At 57.0% G+C, this 18,576-nt stretch carries 15 protein-coding genes; 7 read left to right on the top strand and 8 right to left on the bottom strand.

Going from position 1 to position 18,576, the window contains the following annotated elements; genetic code table 11:
- Positions 1-42: 42 nt before the first annotated feature.
- From N1030_RS02430 to galE, 3 genes are all read right to left on the bottom strand, one after another.
- On the bottom strand, positions 43-354 hold the full coding sequence (locus N1030_RS02430) for a hypothetical protein (protein WP_265827440.1): 312 nt from the start codon (positions 352-354) through the stop codon (positions 43-45).
- 9 nt (positions 355-363) lie between these two features.
- A complete protein-coding gene (locus N1030_RS02425; RefSeq protein WP_265827439.1) occupies positions 364-1,263 on the bottom strand; it encodes a FlgO family outer membrane protein in 900 nt (299 codons plus the stop codon).
- Between the two features lie 234 nt (positions 1,264-1,497).
- Positions 1,498-2,484: a UDP-glucose 4-epimerase GalE gene (galE, locus tag N1030_RS02420; protein WP_265827438.1), complete on the bottom strand. Its 987-nt coding sequence runs from the start codon at positions 2,482-2,484 to the stop codon at positions 1,498-1,500.
- Positions 2,485-2,802: 318 nt separating this feature from the next.
- Here galE and N1030_RS02415 point away from each other — a divergent pair, with 318 nt between their 5' ends.
- Complete coding sequence (locus N1030_RS02415) at positions 2,803-3,828, top strand: DUF3179 domain-containing protein (RefSeq protein ID WP_265827437.1); 1,026 nt, start codon at positions 2,803-2,805, stop codon at positions 3,826-3,828.
- Between the two features lie 93 nt (positions 3,829-3,921).
- On the opposite strand, the gene N1030_RS02410 is transcribed toward N1030_RS02415, so the two are convergent.
- Positions 3,922-5,073 (bottom strand): NAD(P)/FAD-dependent oxidoreductase, encoded by a 1,152-nt coding sequence (locus N1030_RS02410; protein ID WP_265827436.1) that lies wholly within the window; start codon positions 5,071-5,073, stop codon positions 3,922-3,924.
- 81 nt (positions 5,074-5,154) lie between these two features.
- Here N1030_RS02410 and N1030_RS02405 point away from each other — a divergent pair, with 81 nt between their 5' ends.
- Positions 5,155-5,868, top strand: a complete 714-nt coding sequence (locus N1030_RS02405) for an HAD family hydrolase (protein ID WP_265827435.1) — start codon at positions 5,155-5,157, stop codon at positions 5,866-5,868.
- A 17-nt stretch (positions 5,869-5,885) separates the two neighbouring features.
- On the opposite strand, the gene N1030_RS02400 is transcribed toward N1030_RS02405, so the two are convergent.
- Positions 5,886-6,503: a class I SAM-dependent methyltransferase gene (locus tag N1030_RS02400; RefSeq protein ID WP_265827433.1), complete on the bottom strand. Its 618-nt coding sequence runs from the start codon at positions 6,501-6,503 to the stop codon at positions 5,886-5,888.
- 22 nt (positions 6,504-6,525) lie between these two features.
- A complete protein-coding gene (locus N1030_RS02395; RefSeq protein WP_265827432.1) occupies positions 6,526-7,692 on the bottom strand; it encodes a pyridoxal phosphate-dependent aminotransferase in 1,167 nt (388 codons plus the stop codon).
- A gap of 223 nt (positions 7,693-7,915) precedes the next feature.
- Between N1030_RS02395 and N1030_RS02390 the strand changes: the two genes are divergently transcribed.
- From N1030_RS02390 to N1030_RS02380, 3 genes are all read left to right on the top strand, one after another.
- Positions 7,916-11,800, top strand: coding sequence for a class I adenylate cyclase (locus N1030_RS02390; protein ID WP_265827431.1), 3,885 nt, complete (start codon positions 7,916-7,918; stop codon positions 11,798-11,800).
- A 250-nt stretch (positions 11,801-12,050) separates the two neighbouring features.
- Complete coding sequence (locus tag N1030_RS02385; RefSeq protein ID WP_265827430.1) at positions 12,051-12,341, top strand: hypothetical protein; 291 nt, start codon at positions 12,051-12,053, stop codon at positions 12,339-12,341.
- A gap of 104 nt (positions 12,342-12,445) precedes the next feature.
- A complete protein-coding gene (locus N1030_RS02380; RefSeq protein WP_265827429.1) occupies positions 12,446-13,201 on the top strand; it encodes a class I SAM-dependent methyltransferase in 756 nt (251 codons plus the stop codon).
- Positions 13,202-13,311: 110 nt separating this feature from the next.
- Here the strand turns inward: N1030_RS02380 and N1030_RS02375 are convergent, their stop codons facing one another.
- Together N1030_RS02375 and N1030_RS02370 are read right to left on the bottom strand one after the other, a co-directional pair.
- Complete coding sequence (locus N1030_RS02375) at positions 13,312-14,118, bottom strand: HD domain-containing protein (RefSeq protein WP_265827428.1); 807 nt, start codon at positions 14,116-14,118, stop codon at positions 13,312-13,314.
- A complete protein-coding gene (locus N1030_RS02370; RefSeq protein WP_265827427.1) occupies positions 14,115-14,477 on the bottom strand; it encodes a hypothetical protein in 363 nt (120 codons plus the stop codon). Before N1030_RS02370 ends, N1030_RS02375 begins: the two co-directional genes overlap by 4 nt.
- 208 nt (positions 14,478-14,685) lie before the next feature.
- On the opposite strand from N1030_RS02370, the gene dnaE reads away from it, so the two are divergent.
- Both dnaE and queD read left to right on the top strand, forming a co-directional pair.
- A complete protein-coding gene (dnaE, locus tag N1030_RS02365) occupies positions 14,686-18,183 on the top strand; it encodes a DNA polymerase III subunit alpha (protein ID WP_265827425.1) in 3,498 nt (1,165 codons plus the stop codon).
- On the top strand, positions 18,164-18,574 hold the full coding sequence (gene queD / locus N1030_RS02360; RefSeq protein WP_265827424.1) for a 6-carboxytetrahydropterin synthase QueD: 411 nt from the start codon (positions 18,164-18,166) through the stop codon (positions 18,572-18,574). Before dnaE ends, queD begins: the two co-directional genes overlap by 20 nt.
- Positions 18,575-18,576: the final 2 nt, after the last annotated feature.

The following is an 18,576-nucleotide window of genomic DNA, read 5'->3' as shown; positions in this document are numbered from 1 at the left end:
CTGGTTTCCTCTCGTACGTACGGGGAGGTACGTCAACTGCGCCTAGCGCAGGGTTTTGATCAGCCTGTCAACGGACTGCAGTTCTGCCACCAGCGCATCGCGCATGGTTTCCTCACGGGCAGAGGCCAGCGCCAGCAGATAGTGCTCACGCGCCAGCTCGTAACGCCCTTCGGCCACATATTGCCGTCCCATATAGAAATTATGCAGGGCATTGCCGTTATAGGGGGCCACAACCACCTCAGACGGCCGGGGGGCAGGTTGCTCCGGTCTGGCTTTCAGGGCTTCAAACATGGCGCACCCTTCCAGCATCAACATGACGGTCAGCGTCGTCAGGAGAGCGGTCAGTCTTTTCATACGCGCCCCCTAATGAAAATCCTCGCCCAGATCCAGTGCGGTCAGATCCGTGGCGCGGGTCATGGTTTGATAGTCCTGCATGCCGACATAGGTTTCTTCCAGACGATTGCCGGTGTTGGCGAGCATGCGTTTGGAAACTCCGGTCTGCGGGAACACGAGCTGTGCCGTCCGCAGCACCATGCCGTCCGCAGCTCGGAACATGCGCACGTTTACAAACACGTTCTGCTTGTCATGGTAGTAGGTACCCGCCACGAACATGGCAGTAGGACTATCGGCATAGATGCGCTGCTGCTGACGGGAAAGGAGAAACTCGCCCTGTCCGTGACGCAGGCTCAACTGGCTTTCAGCGCGATATTCACGCACGGGAAATCCACGCTGGTTGAACTCGTAGAACAAGGCCTCAGCGATATAGCGTCCGAATGACGAACTTTCCTCAAAGTCATCCTGATTCACGAGCGAAATGGGCATGGCGGTCACACCCCGCAAGGCACGACGGTCGAGACCGGCAAGAAGCTGGTCTGCCAATTCGCGCACTTTCAGTTTCATCTCACGGGCCGCAACGTGCTCAAGATTCGGATCAGGACGCACGCCCTCTTTCCAGATCATGCCGCCTCTGCCGTCCGGCAGCATGACGCCGCTGTCCAGCTTCCGCATGACATGCATGGGAACGGTTGCCCCATCAAGCACCATGGACTCCTGTTTGGGGTCCACACGCATGGCCGTGCCGGGATCGAATTCCTCGGCAACGCCCGTGTACTCCATGGCATTCATGACCGGCCCCTGCGCGGAATAGGCACCAACAGGAGACAAGGTCCCCGCGTTGTTGCCACCATCGTCCGCCACGGCAGGCAATGCTACGGCCACTGCAAGCAGCAGTGCCGAAATATTTCGTAATGATATAAGAGACATCCCTGTCCTCCCTGAACCGGACGGCCTGCATCCATGCTGACCTTTGCTGTTTCCGGCTGGATCCTTCTGTCCAAGCATATCGGTTCTGCCTGAAAATTCTTAAGCCCGTACAACAAAAAACACGCCGTTCTTCAGAAGGAAACAGGAAAAAACACGCTGTCGGCGTGTTGCCAACAAACCTCATAAAAAAAGGCAGCCAAGCGGCTGCCTTCATACCAACGAATCTGAAATCCGCTAAAAACGCTGATCGTTATGCCAGCGCCATGCGGTTTCGATAATCTGACGCACATCCGTAAACTCGGGAGCCCAGCCCAGCACCTCGCGCGCCTTGGCACTGTCCGCAACCAGCACGGCAGCGTCTCCGGCACGACGGGGAGCCATTTCGTGAGGCACCTCCCTGCCGGTTACTTCTGCGGCGGCGTTCAGCACCTCCTTCACGGAGAAACCGAGCCCGTTGCCAAGGTTGAACACATGAGCACCCTCATTCTCTCGCATATGGATGAGAGCCCGCAAATGCGCGTCCGCAAGGTCGTTCACATGGATATAATCCCGAACGCAGGTGCCATCCGGCGTTTCGTAGTCGTCGCCGAAAACCTTGAGCTGCGGCCCCGTGCCCAGAATGGCCTTGAGCGTGTTGGGAATGAGATGCGTTTCGGGATCGTGGGATTCGCCCAAATCGCCGGAAGGATCAGCACCGGCGGCATTGAAATAGCGGAAGGTGACCGAGCGGAAACCGTAGGCCTGCGCATAATCCTGCAACGCCTGCTCCACCTGCAGCTTGCTGCGTCCATAAGGATTGAGAGGGGCAAGGGAGTGCTGTTCATCAATCAGGGAGCTGCCGGTTCCGGCAACGGGATTGCCGTACACTGCAGCCGTTGAGGAAAACACAAAGCGCTGTATGCCCTCTTCCCGCATGGCCTCAAGCAGGTTCAACGTGCCCACCACGTTATTCTCGTAATAGGCCGCGGGCTCTGCCACGGATTCGGGCACGATGCTCTTGGCGGCAAAATGCATGACCGCATCGAAGGAGTGTTCCGCAAGAACACGCCGCAGGGAAGACTTGTCGCGCAGATCGCCGAGAACAAGCAGTTCCGGAGGCACGGCTTCTTCATGCCCCGTGGAAAGATTGTCGAACACAATGGGAGAATGCCCCTGCAACTGCAGCAGCTTCACCATGTGGGAGCCTATGTACCCCGCCCCGCCGCAAACAAGTACATTCATGGGTGTACTCACGGCCACATACCTCACTGTAATGGTTCTGGGTCTGCCGCCGGAACAAATGCAACCCGGCGTTTCAAAGGATGGGACCAGTACCGGAAACGGTCAAGCCTGTCATCCGGAATCCCCCCTTTGCTGTCATGCTGTTGCCATGCATGCACAGTTGCAGTACCCTGCTTTAAGGAGGCTATATACCACATGATACACTGCTTGCAAACAGCTACGTTGGTACTGCGGCTACACCAGGTGAAACCTTTGGCGCGCTTGTTTTCGGGCCGGAGGGTTTCCTTTAAGGCTGCATGCACCTGTCTCTGCCTGCTTATGCTATCGTTGTCCCCCGCCGCCTCCCATGCCGAAGCTCCCGACCCTGCGGCCCTGCGCCGCATGGCCGACCAACTGGTAGATACGGGCGTGAAACCGGACCAGATTCCCTCGCTCACTAAACCTGCCTACCTGCCGGTAGCGGACGCCGCACTCAGCATGGATGACGAGGACCAGGTCTTCGTGGCCCGCTTTCCGGGTGCCATACGCATCTACCCGCAACGCATCATGGTATACCATGAGGTAGTCAACGAAGAAATTGACGGCGTACGGGTAAGCATCACCTACAGCCCGCTCAGCGGAGGTCTTGTCGGCTACCACGCCAGAGCCGGACGTTTCGACACCAGCTTCGGCGTCTCCGGCAGCCTGCTGAATGCCAACACGGTACTGTTCGACAGAGCCACCGGCAGCCTGTGGCCGCAACTGCTCGGCATCGCCATAGAGGGCCCCATGCTGGGCACCAAACTGGACCGCTTCCCCCTCATCTGGACCACATGGGAACGCGCCGCCCGAGCCTACCCCGATGCCATGGTGCTTTCACGCGCCACAGGCTTCAACAGACGCTACGGCAGCGATCCATACGGCTCATATTCCAGCAGGGACTCCTACTACAATACCCAGCAGATCACCTACCCCGTACTGAACAGGGATAATCGCCTGCCCCCCAAGGAGCGCATTGCGGCCCTTGAACAGGACGGCCTCTACTACGCCCTGCCCCACTCGGTGGTGCGCCGCGAAGGAGCCGTGAACTTTTCGCTGGGTGTGACCCCCATGGTGGCCGTGTGGGACAGAAAGCTGGCAACCGTCAGGGTCTACGAACGCATTGCCGCGGAACGGACCGTCGATTTCTTCATCCAAAACGACAAGCTGCTGGACAAGGCGACTCACTCGGAGTGGTCCTATGACGGAGAAGCCCTCTTCGGCGTATTGCGCGGGGCCGTGCTGCCCCCCGTGGCAAGCATGGATTGCATGTGGTTTGCGTGGGTGGGTTTCTTCCCCAACGCAGAGATCATTCCCAGGCAGTAAGCTGCTGTCACAGGCATTATCGACAGGAATACAGCGCCCCGAATGGTGAAGAGGGGCGCTTCCCCTTCTGCATGACAGGCATCAGGAGCAGATCTAGCGCGACTGTTCTTCCACCACTTTCCGGAAGAAACGGAACGAGCGTCTGCCGTGAATGACGTCCAGCAGGATATCCCTGCCGTAGTGCACGCCCCACTTGACCAGCGGATTAAGACCGTTGCGGTCAAAAAAGTAGAGAAAACGCTGCATACAGCGCGAACCGCGAATTTCGCCGTACACGTCATCCCTTATGCTGCGCATATACTCCGACTCGACGGATTGGCCTGACCTGAATGCATGGCAGACTGCCTCGGCCGCCGCTTCACCGGAACGGATGGCAAAATAGATGCCCTCGCCGAACACCGGCTCCACAAGCCCCCCCGCATCTCCCGCAAGCAGACCTTTGCCCTGCACAAGACGCGGCAGATAGTTGCCGAAAGGCAAGGGATGTCCACGGAGCGTCATGGAGTCCATGTCCCGTATCCCCAACTCACGGCAAAACACACGGAACAGGGCCGCAATGTTGCCGCCCTTTGGCATACGTCCCCCCAACCCCACCACGACGGTTTCGCGGTTGGGAAATACCCATCCGTACCCTTCGGCAATAGGACCTATGTGCACTTCGGGCACGTCCACCGGCCTTGGGTAGCGGTCTCGCGGAATGCGCACCTCGACCGTGGAGGCGAGGGAACGGGCCCATGCCCTTTTGTCTACGGGAAATGCACGCCGTACCACACTGTTGGCCCCATCGGCCCCGATGATGCGGCGGGCACGGATGATACGGCCATCACGCAGCCTCACAAGGCCAGCAGCCAGATTCACGTCGCTGACGGGCACGCCCGAACACAATTCCGCTCCGGCGGCGCAGGCCTGCTCAAGCAGCCATGCATCCAGCACGGCACGTTCCACAAAATGAAAGGGGTAGTTGTAGACATCGTCGCACAACGGGGCATTATCAAAGACAATCCGGTAGCCATGCGAAGAAAAATTGATGATACCGAGCCTGACAAGATCTTCATCCGTGGTCCCATGGAGGCGGTTGACGATACGCACCGTCTTGCGCGACAACAAGCCACCGCAGAGCTTTTCGCGCGGCACGTCGAGCGCCTCGACCACCAGCACGGAAAACCCGCAACGGGCCACGGCAAGCGCGGCAGTTGCCCCGGCGGGACCGCCCCCGACAACGACGACATCATACTCAGACCGCATGGGACCCCCTCCTTGTGCTAACGGGCGGCTGTGTATGGTTCTTGAACCATGAATCGTGATTGTTACAAACCGGATACGACAATGCCCACTCACGTGCAAGCCATGATTTTCGATTTTGACGGTACTCTGGCCCATCTCACGCTGGACTTCGGCGTCATGCGCCGCAACGCCTTGACCGCAGCCCACAAGGCACTACGCAAGGTTTGGAACGGAACACCGGAGGCCATGCCCGCCCTGCCGGAAGACGACGGACGCCCCGTGCTGGAATGGCTGGAACTCGCCGGCACCTGCATTGCGGCACATTGCACGACAACCGCTCAGGCCATCATAACGGCAGCCCATGCTGCCATTGAAGATGTGGAGGTGGAAGCCGCCTCGCGGGGCAGCCTGTTTCCATGGACGCGCCCCCTGCTCGCCGATCTGAAGGCGCAGAATATTTCCGTGGGCGTCATAACCCGCAACTGCCGCAAGGCGGTACTCACGGTCTTTCCGGATATGCTTGATTATTGCGCCTGCCTGCTGGCGCGGGAGGATGTGCCCAGAGTCAAACCCGACCCGGACCATCTGCTGCGCGCCCTTTCTCACACGGGCACCCAGCCGCAGCACAGCCTGATGGTGGGCGATCACCCCATGGACATTGAAACAGGCAAGGCGGGCGGCACACTCACGGCTGGCGTAGCCAGCGGAAACGCCTCACGCGAGGTGCTGGTGGCAGCCCACCCCGACTTCGTTGCAGGCAATTGTCTGGAATTATACAAAGCGTTGCAGGGCACCTATCTGCCGCGGACAGCCTGAAGAAACGCTGTCCGTTATCAGACCGGACCACACACATAGATGGCGGCACCGCCGCCGAACAACCGCGTACGCTCAATAACAGGCAGCCCCAACCTGTGCACCATCCCCTGCAGGGCTCCTGCACGCATGAAATCCCTGTAGCATCGCCAGTGCTCCCCGCCCGCCATCCGCTCCGGCACCTGCATGAGCCACTGAAAGGGCAATTCCAGATTACGTTCAGCCAAGGTGTAATCCACCAGCATGCAGTGGCGGGCCACACGCTGAGCCTCGCGCACAATGCCCTCAGCCATGGTTAACGGCTTTTCGTGCAGGGCAAAGGCAATAACGGCTACGTCAAAGCAACCGTCGGCAAAGGGCAGCTGCGTGCAGTCGGCACGGACCAGAGACGGCAGGACAGCCGAATCTGCGTACGCCCTGCGGGCTGCTCCCAGCATGGCGTCCGAAACATCCGCCCCGGCATAGTTCATAGCCGAAGCAAAACAAAACCCCGCCTGCCGTGCCGTCCCGCAACACACATCAAGCACGCGGACAGCGCCAAAACGCCCGCATTGTTCCACCACACGCTGCCTCACCGAATCCAGAAAAGGATTGAGCAGCAGGTCGTAGTACGGGGCAATACGGGCGTATTCGTCCATGGGATTTCTTGTCCGACTGATGCTAGCGGGAGCCGAAACGCTCCTTGATGAAGCGTTCCAGACGGTTCATGCCCTCGTTGATGTTCTCCAGCGAGTTGGCGTAGGAGAAACGGATGTAGCCCTCCGCGCCCTGACCGAAGTCGATGCCCGGCGTAACGCCCACGTGGGCATTCTCCAGAATCTCGAAAGCGAACTTGTAGGAATCTCCGGACCAATGGCGCGCATTGCCCAGCACGTAAAACGCACCGGTGGGCTCCACGGTGATGCCGAAGCCTATTTCCTTGAGCCGACGAATCATGAACTTGCGTCGTTCGTTGTATATCAGCTTCATCTTCGCCACTTCCGCATCGCATTCGCGCAAAGCCGCAATACCGGCGCACTGCGAAACGGCGTTGGGAGAGATGAAGAAGTTCTGGCACAGCTTGTTGAGTGTGCGCATGCACTGCTTGGGAGCAATGAGGTAGCCCAGACGCAGCCCGGTCATGGCATACAGCTTTGAAAAGCCATTGAAGACGAAAGCGTTGTCCGTGTATTCGAGAATAGAGTGCTCCTCGCCCTCATACACGAGCCCGTGATAAATCTCGTCAGAGATGATGGGCACGTCCATGTCCGCAATCTTGCGCATGCGCTCCGGCGAAAGCAGGTTGCCGGTGGGGTTGGAGGGCGAGTTGATGAAGATGGCCTTGGTGCGGCCCGTCATCTTCTCGCGGATGGCGGCGGCACGGTACTGGAAGCCGTCCTCCTCAAAAACCGGAACCTTCACGGGAACGCCGCCGTTGAAGGTGATGAAGCTCGGGTAACAGGCGTAATGCGGGTCGGAAAGAATAATCTCGTCGCCCTGCTCGAGCAACGCACCGAAAAGTAGCGACATGGCCGGAGAGGTGCCGTTGGTTACAACGATCTGTTCGGGAGAAATTTCCACGCCGTAGCGCTTGAGATAATCCTCGGCAATGGCTTCCCTGAGGTCCATGGTTCCCATGGAATGCGTATAATGCGTACGTCCGTCATACATAGCCCTGCACACGGCGTCACGCACCGGCATGGGAACGTCAAAATCCGGCTCCCCGACCTGCAGGTGGATAATGCTCTTACCCTCACGCTCCATGGCGTGGGCGCGCTCCAGCACATCCATGACATAAAATGGCTTGATATCTTTCGTACGCGAAGTCTCTACACATGCCACCTTCATATAACCGGCCTCCTGAGCTGCATCATTCTACACCATTGCGGCAAAACCGCCCAAGCTGGATTATACCAAATTGTTCCGGATGCATACCCCTCTTTTTTCTTGTCGACTTGACCAGCCGCACAGCAGCGCAATATAGTTAATCAAGCGGGCAATATCATTTGAGGTTGAACGTCACGCCCGTACACTATACTTTTCATGGACAGACCAGCATTCCAAGCGGGCTATGCAACAAAAAACAAACATACTCGGCGACCTGCTCGCCAGACTGCGAAAAACGCATGACGTTTGCGCCCAGCCTCCCGGAGAGGTTTCTATGCTGCTGGCCGAGGCACAATCCGCAGTGGCCGCCTATGAAGCCGAACATGGCTACGCTCCGCAGGAGACAGTCCCCATGGCTATTGCGGTCAGACGCATCGCTGCTCAGGAATCAGCTGCGCCCCTGCTCGGCCCCTGCCTCCACTTCTGGCTCTCCATGCCGGTCGCCTGCTGGAACCACGCCATACGCCACCTTATCAGCACGACTCTGCCGTTCAATTTCTGCGAACCCACGCTCAACAGCCTGCCCCTGCCCACAAAGCTTCTGCTGACCCATGAGGTACTGCGTAACGGCATTGGTCCCGAACTGCCTCTCGGCAGATGGTGTCTGGCATTCCTTGAACAAAGCTCCACATGGCCCTTTCATGAACTGCTCCTCTTCATGAACAGCCTGCACGCGGCGAAACGCATACTCAACCTGCAGATGGCGGAACGGCTGGCTCACCTGAAAATGCACCAGCAGTGCATTGCCCTGGTGGAATCGCCCATCTCGCCGGAACTCGCCAGCCTTGCTGCCACGGCCCTCTGCATCATGGAGCAGGCTCCCTCAACCAACACATTCACACGCATTACGGCAGAAACGGACACCGGGCAAATCGCACGCCTGCTACAGGCTCTCCGAACCAACCCGCTGACCCCTCTGTCACAGCCACTGCTCAAAGTACTTGTAAAACTTGCGCACCACGACAAGCCCCAGGTGCGCAAAGACGCCCTGTTCACCATGGTCGTGCTGAACGTCCCCAATCTTATCAGCATATTCCTGCTGGTAATGCGTAAGTTCACCAAGGAGCGTAACCAGTTCTATCCGGCCTTGCTTTTCCTTTCACCGGAGCAGTTCACCGAGTTTCTCGGCCTGATGCCACCCAAGCTGAAACAGGATGCTCTGGGCTACCTGCTGCACCTTTTCATGAACGGCGCAAGCGATCTTGCCTCCCACTCCATGACCACCGCTACGCAACTGCTGAAGAACCTGCCGCCGGAGCCCGCAGCTGCGCTCAAGGCATTTGTCCTCTCCTGCCACAAAAAACGCTACATAGAACCGCTTGCCAGTGCCACGCGCCCCCAGCGAACGCCTGCGAAGCGTCCTAAACAGGAAGACTCCCCGCTCTTCGGCAAAAAGAAGAGTACGCCGGAAGAAGTGTTTTTACAGGCCCTGACCATCCCTTCCAGCAGAATCAACAACAAAGACTTCGCAACGCTACAGTTGCAGGGGCAGTCTCTGCTCGGCCTCGATTTCCAGGATGTTACCTTCGCCCGCGCATCGTTCCAAAAATGCTCATTCGACCAGTGCATGTTCAAACGGACAGACCTGACAGAGGCTGTATTCAAGGACTGCACGTTCTCCAACTGCCGCTTCGAGTCTTGCGATGCCGACAGAAGCCTGTTCGACACATGCTCCTTCTATGACTGCACGTTCATGGATGTAAGCGCCGTGGAATCGGACTTCTACCGTTCGATATTCTGCCGGATTTCTGCAGACCACCTGCAGCTCTCATCCGCCCATATCCATTCCACCAACTGGACCGAAGTGCGTATGGGCGAATCCGTATTCTGGGAAACCAGCTTCACCAGAGCGCAGTTTTCAGCCACTCATTTTGACCTTTGCGATTTTACCCGGGCCTCATTCTTTTACTCCATCCTGCGCGGCTGCACATTCAGAGAAAGCACTTTCAATCATAACGTGTTCGAACGGACCAAGGCCGAGCACACTTTCTCTTCCGCCGGCAACTATTACCGCTGCAATTTCAGGCAGACCACCTGTGATGAACCGCACCTGCTTATGTCTGCAGAGCACCAGCGATTCAATGAGCTCATGGAACTGGCGACCACCATACCACCTTCCGCGGTCCCCAAATGGTGCCGGACAGTTGAGCCGCTGGCAGAACACGTCATCGGCTGTATCCTCCAGTTCCGCAACGTGGTACGCAGCCGCTACCACTTCCTGCGCCAGAACGGGCAACGAATCGGCCTCACACACGGCACGCTGGATACGCAACGCTCCAACTTCTTCACCCTGCTTCCCCTGCTGCTGCAAACAAGACTATTTGAGAAGCAGTTCGCGCCGGGCACCAAATGGCCCATCTGCACAATTACCGGTTATGCCCCCACGCTGGAGACCCTGCGGATTGCACGTTCCCTCTTCAAAGCAGATCCACTGGAAGACCTCCCCGCCCCCACCGTAACCGTAGACGCGATCTACACCATCGGCAGCGTGGGCTCCATCGCCATGACGAGCGATTCAGACATCGACTACTGGATCAGTCTGGACCCGAAAACCTCTGACAGCAAAACGCTCAAAGCCCTCTCCACCAAATTGGAACGCATTTCCGAGTGGGCCGAGCAAGCCTTCGGGTTGGAAACCACGTTCTTCGTCATGAACCGCAATGCCATCATCTCCAACGATTTCGGCATATCCGACAAGGAAAGTTCCGGTTCCGCACAGGCGCTGCTGTTAAAGGAAGAATTCTACCGCACCGCGCTGAAGGTCTGCGGGCGCGACCTTGCATGGTGGGCCATGCCTCCGAACGCTGATGCACAGAAGCATGCCGAACAGCTTGAACAACTGGCAGCACTCCCCTTCCATTCGGGCGACTGTTTTGTGGATTTCGGCCTGGTGGAAGCCATACCTGCCGAAGAATACTTCGGCGCGGCTCTGTGGCAGATTGTAAAAGCCTTCAAGAACCCGTTCAAATCCGTCATGAAACTGGGGATTCTGGAGGCCTACCTTTCCAGACCGGAGACGCCGCTGCTCTGCGAAAGCATCAAACACCACGTCGTCCAGGGCAATCGCAAGGTGCTCAAGACCGACCCCTATGTCACGCTTATGCGTACCTTGCAGGAGCATTATCAGACCTCAGGCAACCGCGATGCCGCAACCCTGTTGCAAACGGCCTTCATGGCAAAGCTGAACGCCAGCGGAACAGGGAGGTCAGCGGAAAACAGATTGCTAGACACCCTGCGCACCCGAGCCATCAAGGAACTCTACGGCACGGAAACCCAGATCAGGCAACATGACTTTTTGCAGGCCAAGCTGCTTGGCGACAAGCTCAATACCTTTTTCCTGAAGTCATATGCCTCGCTACAGCAAAAACTGGAAGCCCAGCAGATAACCGCGCGCATTTCTCCGGAAGACGTAACGCGGCTCGGACGCAAGATATTCGCAGCCTTTGCGCCGCAGGCAGACAAGGTGACGCGCCTGCCCTTTGTAAACAGCATGGGACGCACCATCCGCGAATTGATGTTCAAAAAGGACACAACCCCCGGTAAGAAGAAGAAATGGATAGCCATGGGCCTGCCGCAAGGCGTGGCATCCCGACGCGAATCCTTTCTTGAGGTGAAAACGGAAAGCGACCCCATCCGCCTCATTGCGTGGATTGTGGCGAACGGCCTGTTCTATCCGGGCATGCACGTGGAAGTGGACATGTCCATGTCGCCCATTGCCGCACAGGACATATCCTCCCTGCTGCAGGGCCTGTACGAATTCTTCCCCAAGTCGGCACTGGAAACGGATACCGAAGAAACGCTGAAGAGCGAAAAGATACTCAAGGCCTATCTGGCGCCCAACTTTGCCCTGCCGCGTGACACCACCGTGCACAAACAACTTAGCGTGGTCTATGTAACCAACTGGGGCGAAATGTTCTGCAAGACAGTTGATGTTGCAGATTCCACAGTACTCACCAAGGCATGCCGAATCTTTCTTGCCAAGGAACTGCCCCGCAGCCTGACAATGGATGCAGATCTGCAGTGCCTTATTCCATACAAATCGCGCACCCCTCGCATTTCCATTGTATGATTGCCCCCACGGGGCAGCATTTCTTCTGCATATATCAGTCACACCAACTGCGTTAATCTGTACGCATGTGCAGTCCGACAGCATTGTTTCTCCACATTCTTTTTTCACCCCCCTTGCATTGCCATGCAACAACTGGCAAGTAGATACAAACTCAACTTCATGCGGTACTGCCAACGCTGCTCACACTCGCGCAAGGGGGTTTCCAACCATGGCTGCAAACGGGCTATCCAAAGACAGACTGTGTCTTCTGATGAAACTTGAGGAAATCATATCCTACTGCTGTAATGAACATACGCAAAAGCACTACATCAGCAGAGATGGAGATGATGATGACACCGGCAGACAGGGGTATCCTGCCACATTCAGCAAAGCCGGTTGCCAGACACAGAGCTGGGAACTGCTTACCGGCGGAGAGATTGACGCAAGCGTCATCATGGATGGGGTATACAAGTTCGGAGCAGACAGGATACCTGTATATCGCAATCTCGACACGCTGCTGACGTATCTGGAGACACATTATGATCTGCGAGTGCCGAAATGATCCCTACATTCACCTCTACACAATCAGCCCCCTATCATCTGTCACTTCAGCACAAAAAACCACACACCACCAACTCAAAAACATATAATATTTAAAGGAATATAATGAACAAACCAATTGGTGCAAGTGGAGGCAACAGCGTCTTTCTTAAGTTTGTATCAACAAATGAACAATACGGTGAACACGTAATAAAAAACTATCTCTCTTCAATACAAAACGGAGACATAATCCTAGACATCGGAGCAGGATCTGGAAGAGACCTGAATATAGCACAACAAGCATTTCCAAGCGCAGAACTGCATGGCCTTGAATTCTCTCCATCTTGCTGCGAAGCTCTTTCAAAAAAAGGCATAATAACGTTCCAAACCGACATAGAAAAAGAACAACTACCGTTTAAAAATTGTTTCTTTGACATCATCATATCAAATCAAGTCATGGAACACTTGAAGGATATATTTTTCACCCTCCACGAAATGGCTAGAACATTAAAGGTCGGGGGGCATATGATCATTGGGGTTCCCAATGTTGCCTCTTTCCACAACAGAATACTTTTGCTACTCGGTCGTCACCCTAGTCAGGCAAAGTCATACTCTGCCCACGTCAGAACATTTTCCTATCATGACACCAAAAAACTCTTCGAGGTGGCAGGGGGCGGGGCTTTTTCCATTACCAAGTTTTCAGGATCGCAATTTTATCCTCTGCCACGTTCACTTTCTCGTGTTGCTTCAAGCATATTCCCTCAACTAGCTTTCTCCATTTTTTTCCTGATCAAAAAAGAATCTGAATACACCAACAGCTTTTATGAATATGGCAAGGCATTAACAGCCAGTGTTTTTTGTAATCAAGATATTGATAAATAACAGGCGCCAATTCTTATAATGCAAAAGCCCCGCCTTCCGGCGGGGCTTTTGCTTGTCTATTCAAAACTCCTTACAACCTGCATTGCAGAAGGCCAGATCCGTGTGCAGCCCTAGTCGCACATAAGCGCTTCCCGCACCACATTCTTTATGGCTTCCACATCGGGGTGCTCGGGCCATGTGGCGAGCAAGGCTTCCACAAGTCCGCGCTCGCGAAGCAGCCTGCGGCTCTCCGCGTAGTTCAGCTCGAACACCCACGACCCCAGCAGCAGTTTGAAGTCGTTCACATAACGCATGTCCCTGTAACTGGCCAGACGACGCTCCTTCAGTGCCGCAAGAATTTCCTGCGACCACGCGCCTTCCTTCTCTTCCAGATGCAGGGTCACGACGTCACTGTCCGACCCGTCGCGGGTGAAGGTGGAAATCATAACGGGAAAAATATCCAGCTTGTCGCTGTCGCGCACGACGCCGGTGATGGTGCGAAGGGATTCGGAAACTCCCGCAGGCAGGCGGAACCGGTTATGCATGGCCACGGCAGCCAGCACGTCGCCTTGCGTAGAGCGGGCTTCCGTGAGAGCTGCATTGCCCTCCCTGCCGCCCTGCAAGGTTCGCTCACGCTTGAGCGTCTTGCAGCCCAGAATGCCGTGGTTCACGGAACGCTGGTCGCTGAAGGTCCGGTACTGCGCATATTGGGGAAAGCGCCCCACATCGTGATACAACGCGGCCAGCAACGCCCCCCGCGCCACGTCTTCAGAAACATCCAGCGTGGCCACTATGCAACGGGCGTTATCAAGCACGCGCAACGTATGGTTGCGCTTGAGCTCGATATAGCGGTTATCCTGCTCGTTGTCCGTCAGGTATCCCGCTGTCCATGTCTTAAACCACGCCTCGTGTGCGGCGATATCCGGCAGGGATGTCACGCACGCTTCCCGGCTTTGGCTTCGGCAAGCATGGCTTCACGCGCAGCCTTGGCTTCGGCCTCCTTACGGCGGGCTTCTTCGTTCCACTCGTCCCACTTCTTCTCGCGGAAAAAGCCCTTGGGCCCGAACAAAATACGCAGATAGCCTATAATCATGAGGAAGAAGACGAAGATCAGGGCATATTGCCCCCACTTGGTATTGATAAAGGCTTCCAGCTTCACCATGAATTCGGAAGGTGCGGCACCTTCTTCCACGGCAGGTGCAGCATACGCCATGGAAGCAGCTCCGGTCAGAACACCGGCAAGAGCATATCCGAGAACAAGGGCACGGCGGCCAATAGTGCGAATGGATTGGAACACGGCTCACTCCTTACGCCAAACGGCGGTTATACCGCAGTTCTTGTACGCCATGGCTTGCGCAGGGGCAAGTGCCGGGACCATCTGAAACATTCAGGAACATGCCATATTTTTTCAACACGTTAGCAGTTACTTCAACTTGCAAGGTTGTGACGGCAGGATGAATCTGCTACACAGATGACGATCTTTTCCCCTCTAACACGACACAACCATGCCAGATTTCGTTCATCTTCATTGTCATACTGAATACAGCCTGCTCGACGGTGCCATCCGCCTGGAAGACCTGTGCAACAAGGCCAAGGATTTCGGCATGCCCGCGGTGGCCATCACCGACCACGGCAACATGTTCGGCGCAGTCTATTTTTACGCGCTGGCCCAGAAGATGGGCCTGAAGCCCATCATCGGCTGCGAGGTCTACGTGGCTCACGGCGACCACACCGACCGCACCAGCGAGAACAGCCGCAAGCGCTATCACCTTGTGCTGCTGGCCCAGACCGACGAAGGCTACCACAACCTCTGCCGTCTGGTGACGCGCGGCTTCACGGAAGGCTTCCACTACAAGCCGCGAGTCAGCCGTGAAATGCTTGCCGAATACAGCGAAGGCGTTATCGCCCTTTCCGCCTGTCTTGCTGGCGAAATCCCGCGTGCCCTCCTGAAGGAAGGCATGGACCGCGCCGTGGAGCTGGCAAAAATTTATTCCGACATCTACCCCGGCCGCTTCTATCTGGAACTGCAGGACAACGGCATTCAGGAACAGGATGACCTGAACAACAAGCTCATAGAGCTTGCCAAGATCACGGGCCTGCCCCTTGTGGCCACAAACGACTGCCACTACCTGAACGCCAGCGACGTGGAAGCTCACGACACCCTGCTCTGCATTCAGACCAGCGCCAAGGTGACCGATGAAAAACGCATGCGCTTTGACACCACGGAGCTGTACTACAAGTCGCCGGAAGAGATGGAAAAGGCCTTCAGCCACGTGCCCGAGGCCATTGCCAACACGGTGAAGATTGCCGACATGATCGACTGCAAGCTCGATCTGGGTAACTACTATTTCCCCGTCTACGAGCTGCCTGAAGGCGTCTCCATGGCGGAAGAATTCACCCGTCTGTCCGAAGAAGGGCTGCGCAAGCGCCTTGATATGATCCCCTACGAGGTGGATGAAGAAGCCTACTGGGAGCGCCTGCGTTACGAGCTTGGCGTCATCAACCAGATGGGCTTTCCGGCATACTTTCTCATCGTGCAGGACTTCATCAACTGGGCCAAGGACAACGGCATTCCCGTCGGTCCGGGCCGCGGTTCCGCCGCCGGTTCGCTGGTGGCGTGGGCGCTGCGTATAACCAACCTTGACCCCATCCCCTACGACCTGCTGTTCGAACGCTTCCTGAACATCGAACGCGTGTCCATGCCCGATATCGACGTGGACTTCTGCGAACGCCGTCGCGGCGAGGTCATCAAGTACACCCAGCATCGCTACGGCGAGGACAAGGTTGCGCAGATCACCACCTTCGGAAAGATGAAGGCCAAGGCCGTGGTACGCGACGTTGCGCGTGCGCAGGGCCTGAGCTTTCAGGAAGGCGACCGCATTTCCAAGCTCATTCCCGAAGACCTGAAGATGACCATCAAGAAGGCGCTGGACGCGGAGCCGGAACTGGCGGAACTCTACCGCTCGGACCCCACCGTGACCAAGCTGCTGGATGTTTCCATGCGTCTTGAGGGGCTGTGCCGCCACGCCTCCACCCACGCTGCGGGCGTGGTCATGTCCGACCGCCCCATGACGGACTATCTGCCGCTCTACAAGGATAAGAAGGGCGGCATGGTGACCCAGTTCGACATGAAGAAGGTCGAGGCCGTGGGTCTGGTGAAGTTCGACTTCCTCGGCCTGCGCACCATGACCGTTATTCAGGACGCGGTGGACAACATCGCGCTGGCGGGCAAAGAGCCGCCCAATCTGGATACGCTGCCCTTTGACGACTGGCCCACCTACGAACTCTATCAGCGCGGCGACACGGACGGTATCTTTCAGGTAGAAAGCTCCGGCATGCGTACCTATCTGCGTATGCTCAAGCCCACCTGCTTTGACGACGTCATCGCCATGCTGGCCCTGTATCGTCCGGGGCCGCTGAACTCCGGCATGGTGGATGAATTCATCAAGCGCAAGCACGGGCAGGTGCCCGTGGTCTATCCGCTGCCCACGCTGGAAGACTGCCTCAAGCCCACCTACGGCGTTATCGTCTATCAGGAGCAGGTCATGCAGATCGCCCAGATAGTCGCCAAATACACGCTGGGCGGTGCTGACCTTCTGCGACGGGCCATGGGTAAGAAGAACCCGGAGGCCATGGCGCAGGAACGCGGCAAGTTCGTGAGCGGCGCGGCCGAGAACGGCATCGAGGAGTCCAAGGCCAACGAAATCTTCGACTTGATGGAGCAGTTCGCGGCTTACGGCTTCAACAAGTCGCACTCTGCCGCCTATGCGCTCATCTCCTACTGGACCGCCTACCTCAAGGTGCACTACCCCGCCGAGTTCATGGCCGCGCTCATGACCTCGGAAATGGGCAACCAGGACAAGATTCTCAAGTACGTGGCCGCCTGCCGCGACATGGATATCGAGGTGGTGCAGCCCAGCGTGCAGAATTCCTACCGCCAGTTCACGGTGCATGAGGGCAAGGTCGTCTACGGCCTTGGCGGCATCAAGAACGTGGGCGACGAAGCCATCCGCGAAATAGTGGAAGCTCGGCAGGAAGCCGGCCCCTTCGCCTCGCTGCTGGACCTGCTGTGCCGCGTGAACACCCGCAAAGTAACCAAGCGCGTGGTGGAAAGCCTGATCAAGGGCGGCGCCATGGACTGCCTCGGCTGCTCACGTCAGGGCATGCTGGCCTCGCTGGACAACGTGGTGGCCCGCGCGCAGAAGAAGGCCAAGGAAAAGGATTCCAATCAGGTTTCGCTGTTCACCATGATCAAGGAGGAACCGCAGGTCTGCCCCGGCATCGGGTTCGACTGCGAGGAACAGACCATGGATGAATGGTCGGACGAGATGAAGCTGAAGTTCGAGAAGGAAGCGCTGGGCTTCTACCTCACCAGCCATCCGCTGCAGCCCTACCGCCGCGAGATGCTGCGCCTGCAGCTCACGCCGCTGGAAGAATGCGCCGACTTCCCCGCAGGCACGGAAGTGAAGTGCGCCATCCTCATCACCGGCATCAAGGAGCACATCACCAAAAAAGGCTCCAAGATGGCCTTTGCGAACATTGAAGACCTCACCGCCTCCGGCGAGCTCATCATCTTCCCCGAGGCCTATGCCGAAGGGCGCGAGCTCTTCCATTCCGACCAGCCTCTGCTGCTCACGGCCAAGGTGGCGGAGCAGAAGAACGGCAAGGACGACGATGAGCCCGCGGAAGAGGATGAAGATGCCGTAAAAGAGATCAAACTGCTTGCCGAAAAGGTGCAGCCTCTGGCAGAAGCCTGCTTCAGCAGCGGCGACCCCACGACGCTGGACCTTCCCTCGGAAGGACTCAACCGCGAATCGCTGGTCGCGCTCAAGGGCCTGCTGCAACGGCATCAGGGAGCCGTGCCCGTGCAGGTGTGCGTGAATATCAACGGAACCTTCGCCTTCTATCAGGTGGACGACCGCTACTCCATCCTGCCCGGTCCCGCGTTCGAAAAGGATTTTACAGCCTGGAAAGGAGCCATCAATGACAGACAGACAGCCTAAGGGCATCTGGCGTCTCACAGTACGTTCTGATTTTGCCGCAGCCCATGCGCTGCGCAACTATTGCGGCAAGTGCGAGAACATGCACGGCCACAATTTTGCCGTGGAAGCCGTGGTGGAGGGCGACCGCCTCACCACCGACACGGAAATCGTGCTGGACTTCAAGATCCTCAAGCAGGAACTGAAGGCCGTGCTGGAGATGCTGGACCACAAGATGCTGAACGAGGTGCCGCCCTTTGACGTGCAGAACCCCTCGTCCGAGAACCTTTCCCGCTTCATCTACCAGCATCTCGCCAAGCGCCTTTCCGGCAGGGAAGACACCAACGGCGTGCGCGTGCATGCCGTCACCGTATCCGAAAAGGCGGCCCAGTCCGCCACCTACATGGAGCTATAGGC

The sequence above is a fragment of the Desulfovibrio mangrovi genome, from assembly GCF_026230175.1.
Classification (GTDB): Bacteria; Desulfobacterota; Desulfovibrionia; order Desulfovibrionales; family Desulfovibrionaceae; genus Halodesulfovibrio; species Halodesulfovibrio mangrovi.
This window is presented reverse-complemented; position numbering and strand designations above follow the sequence as displayed.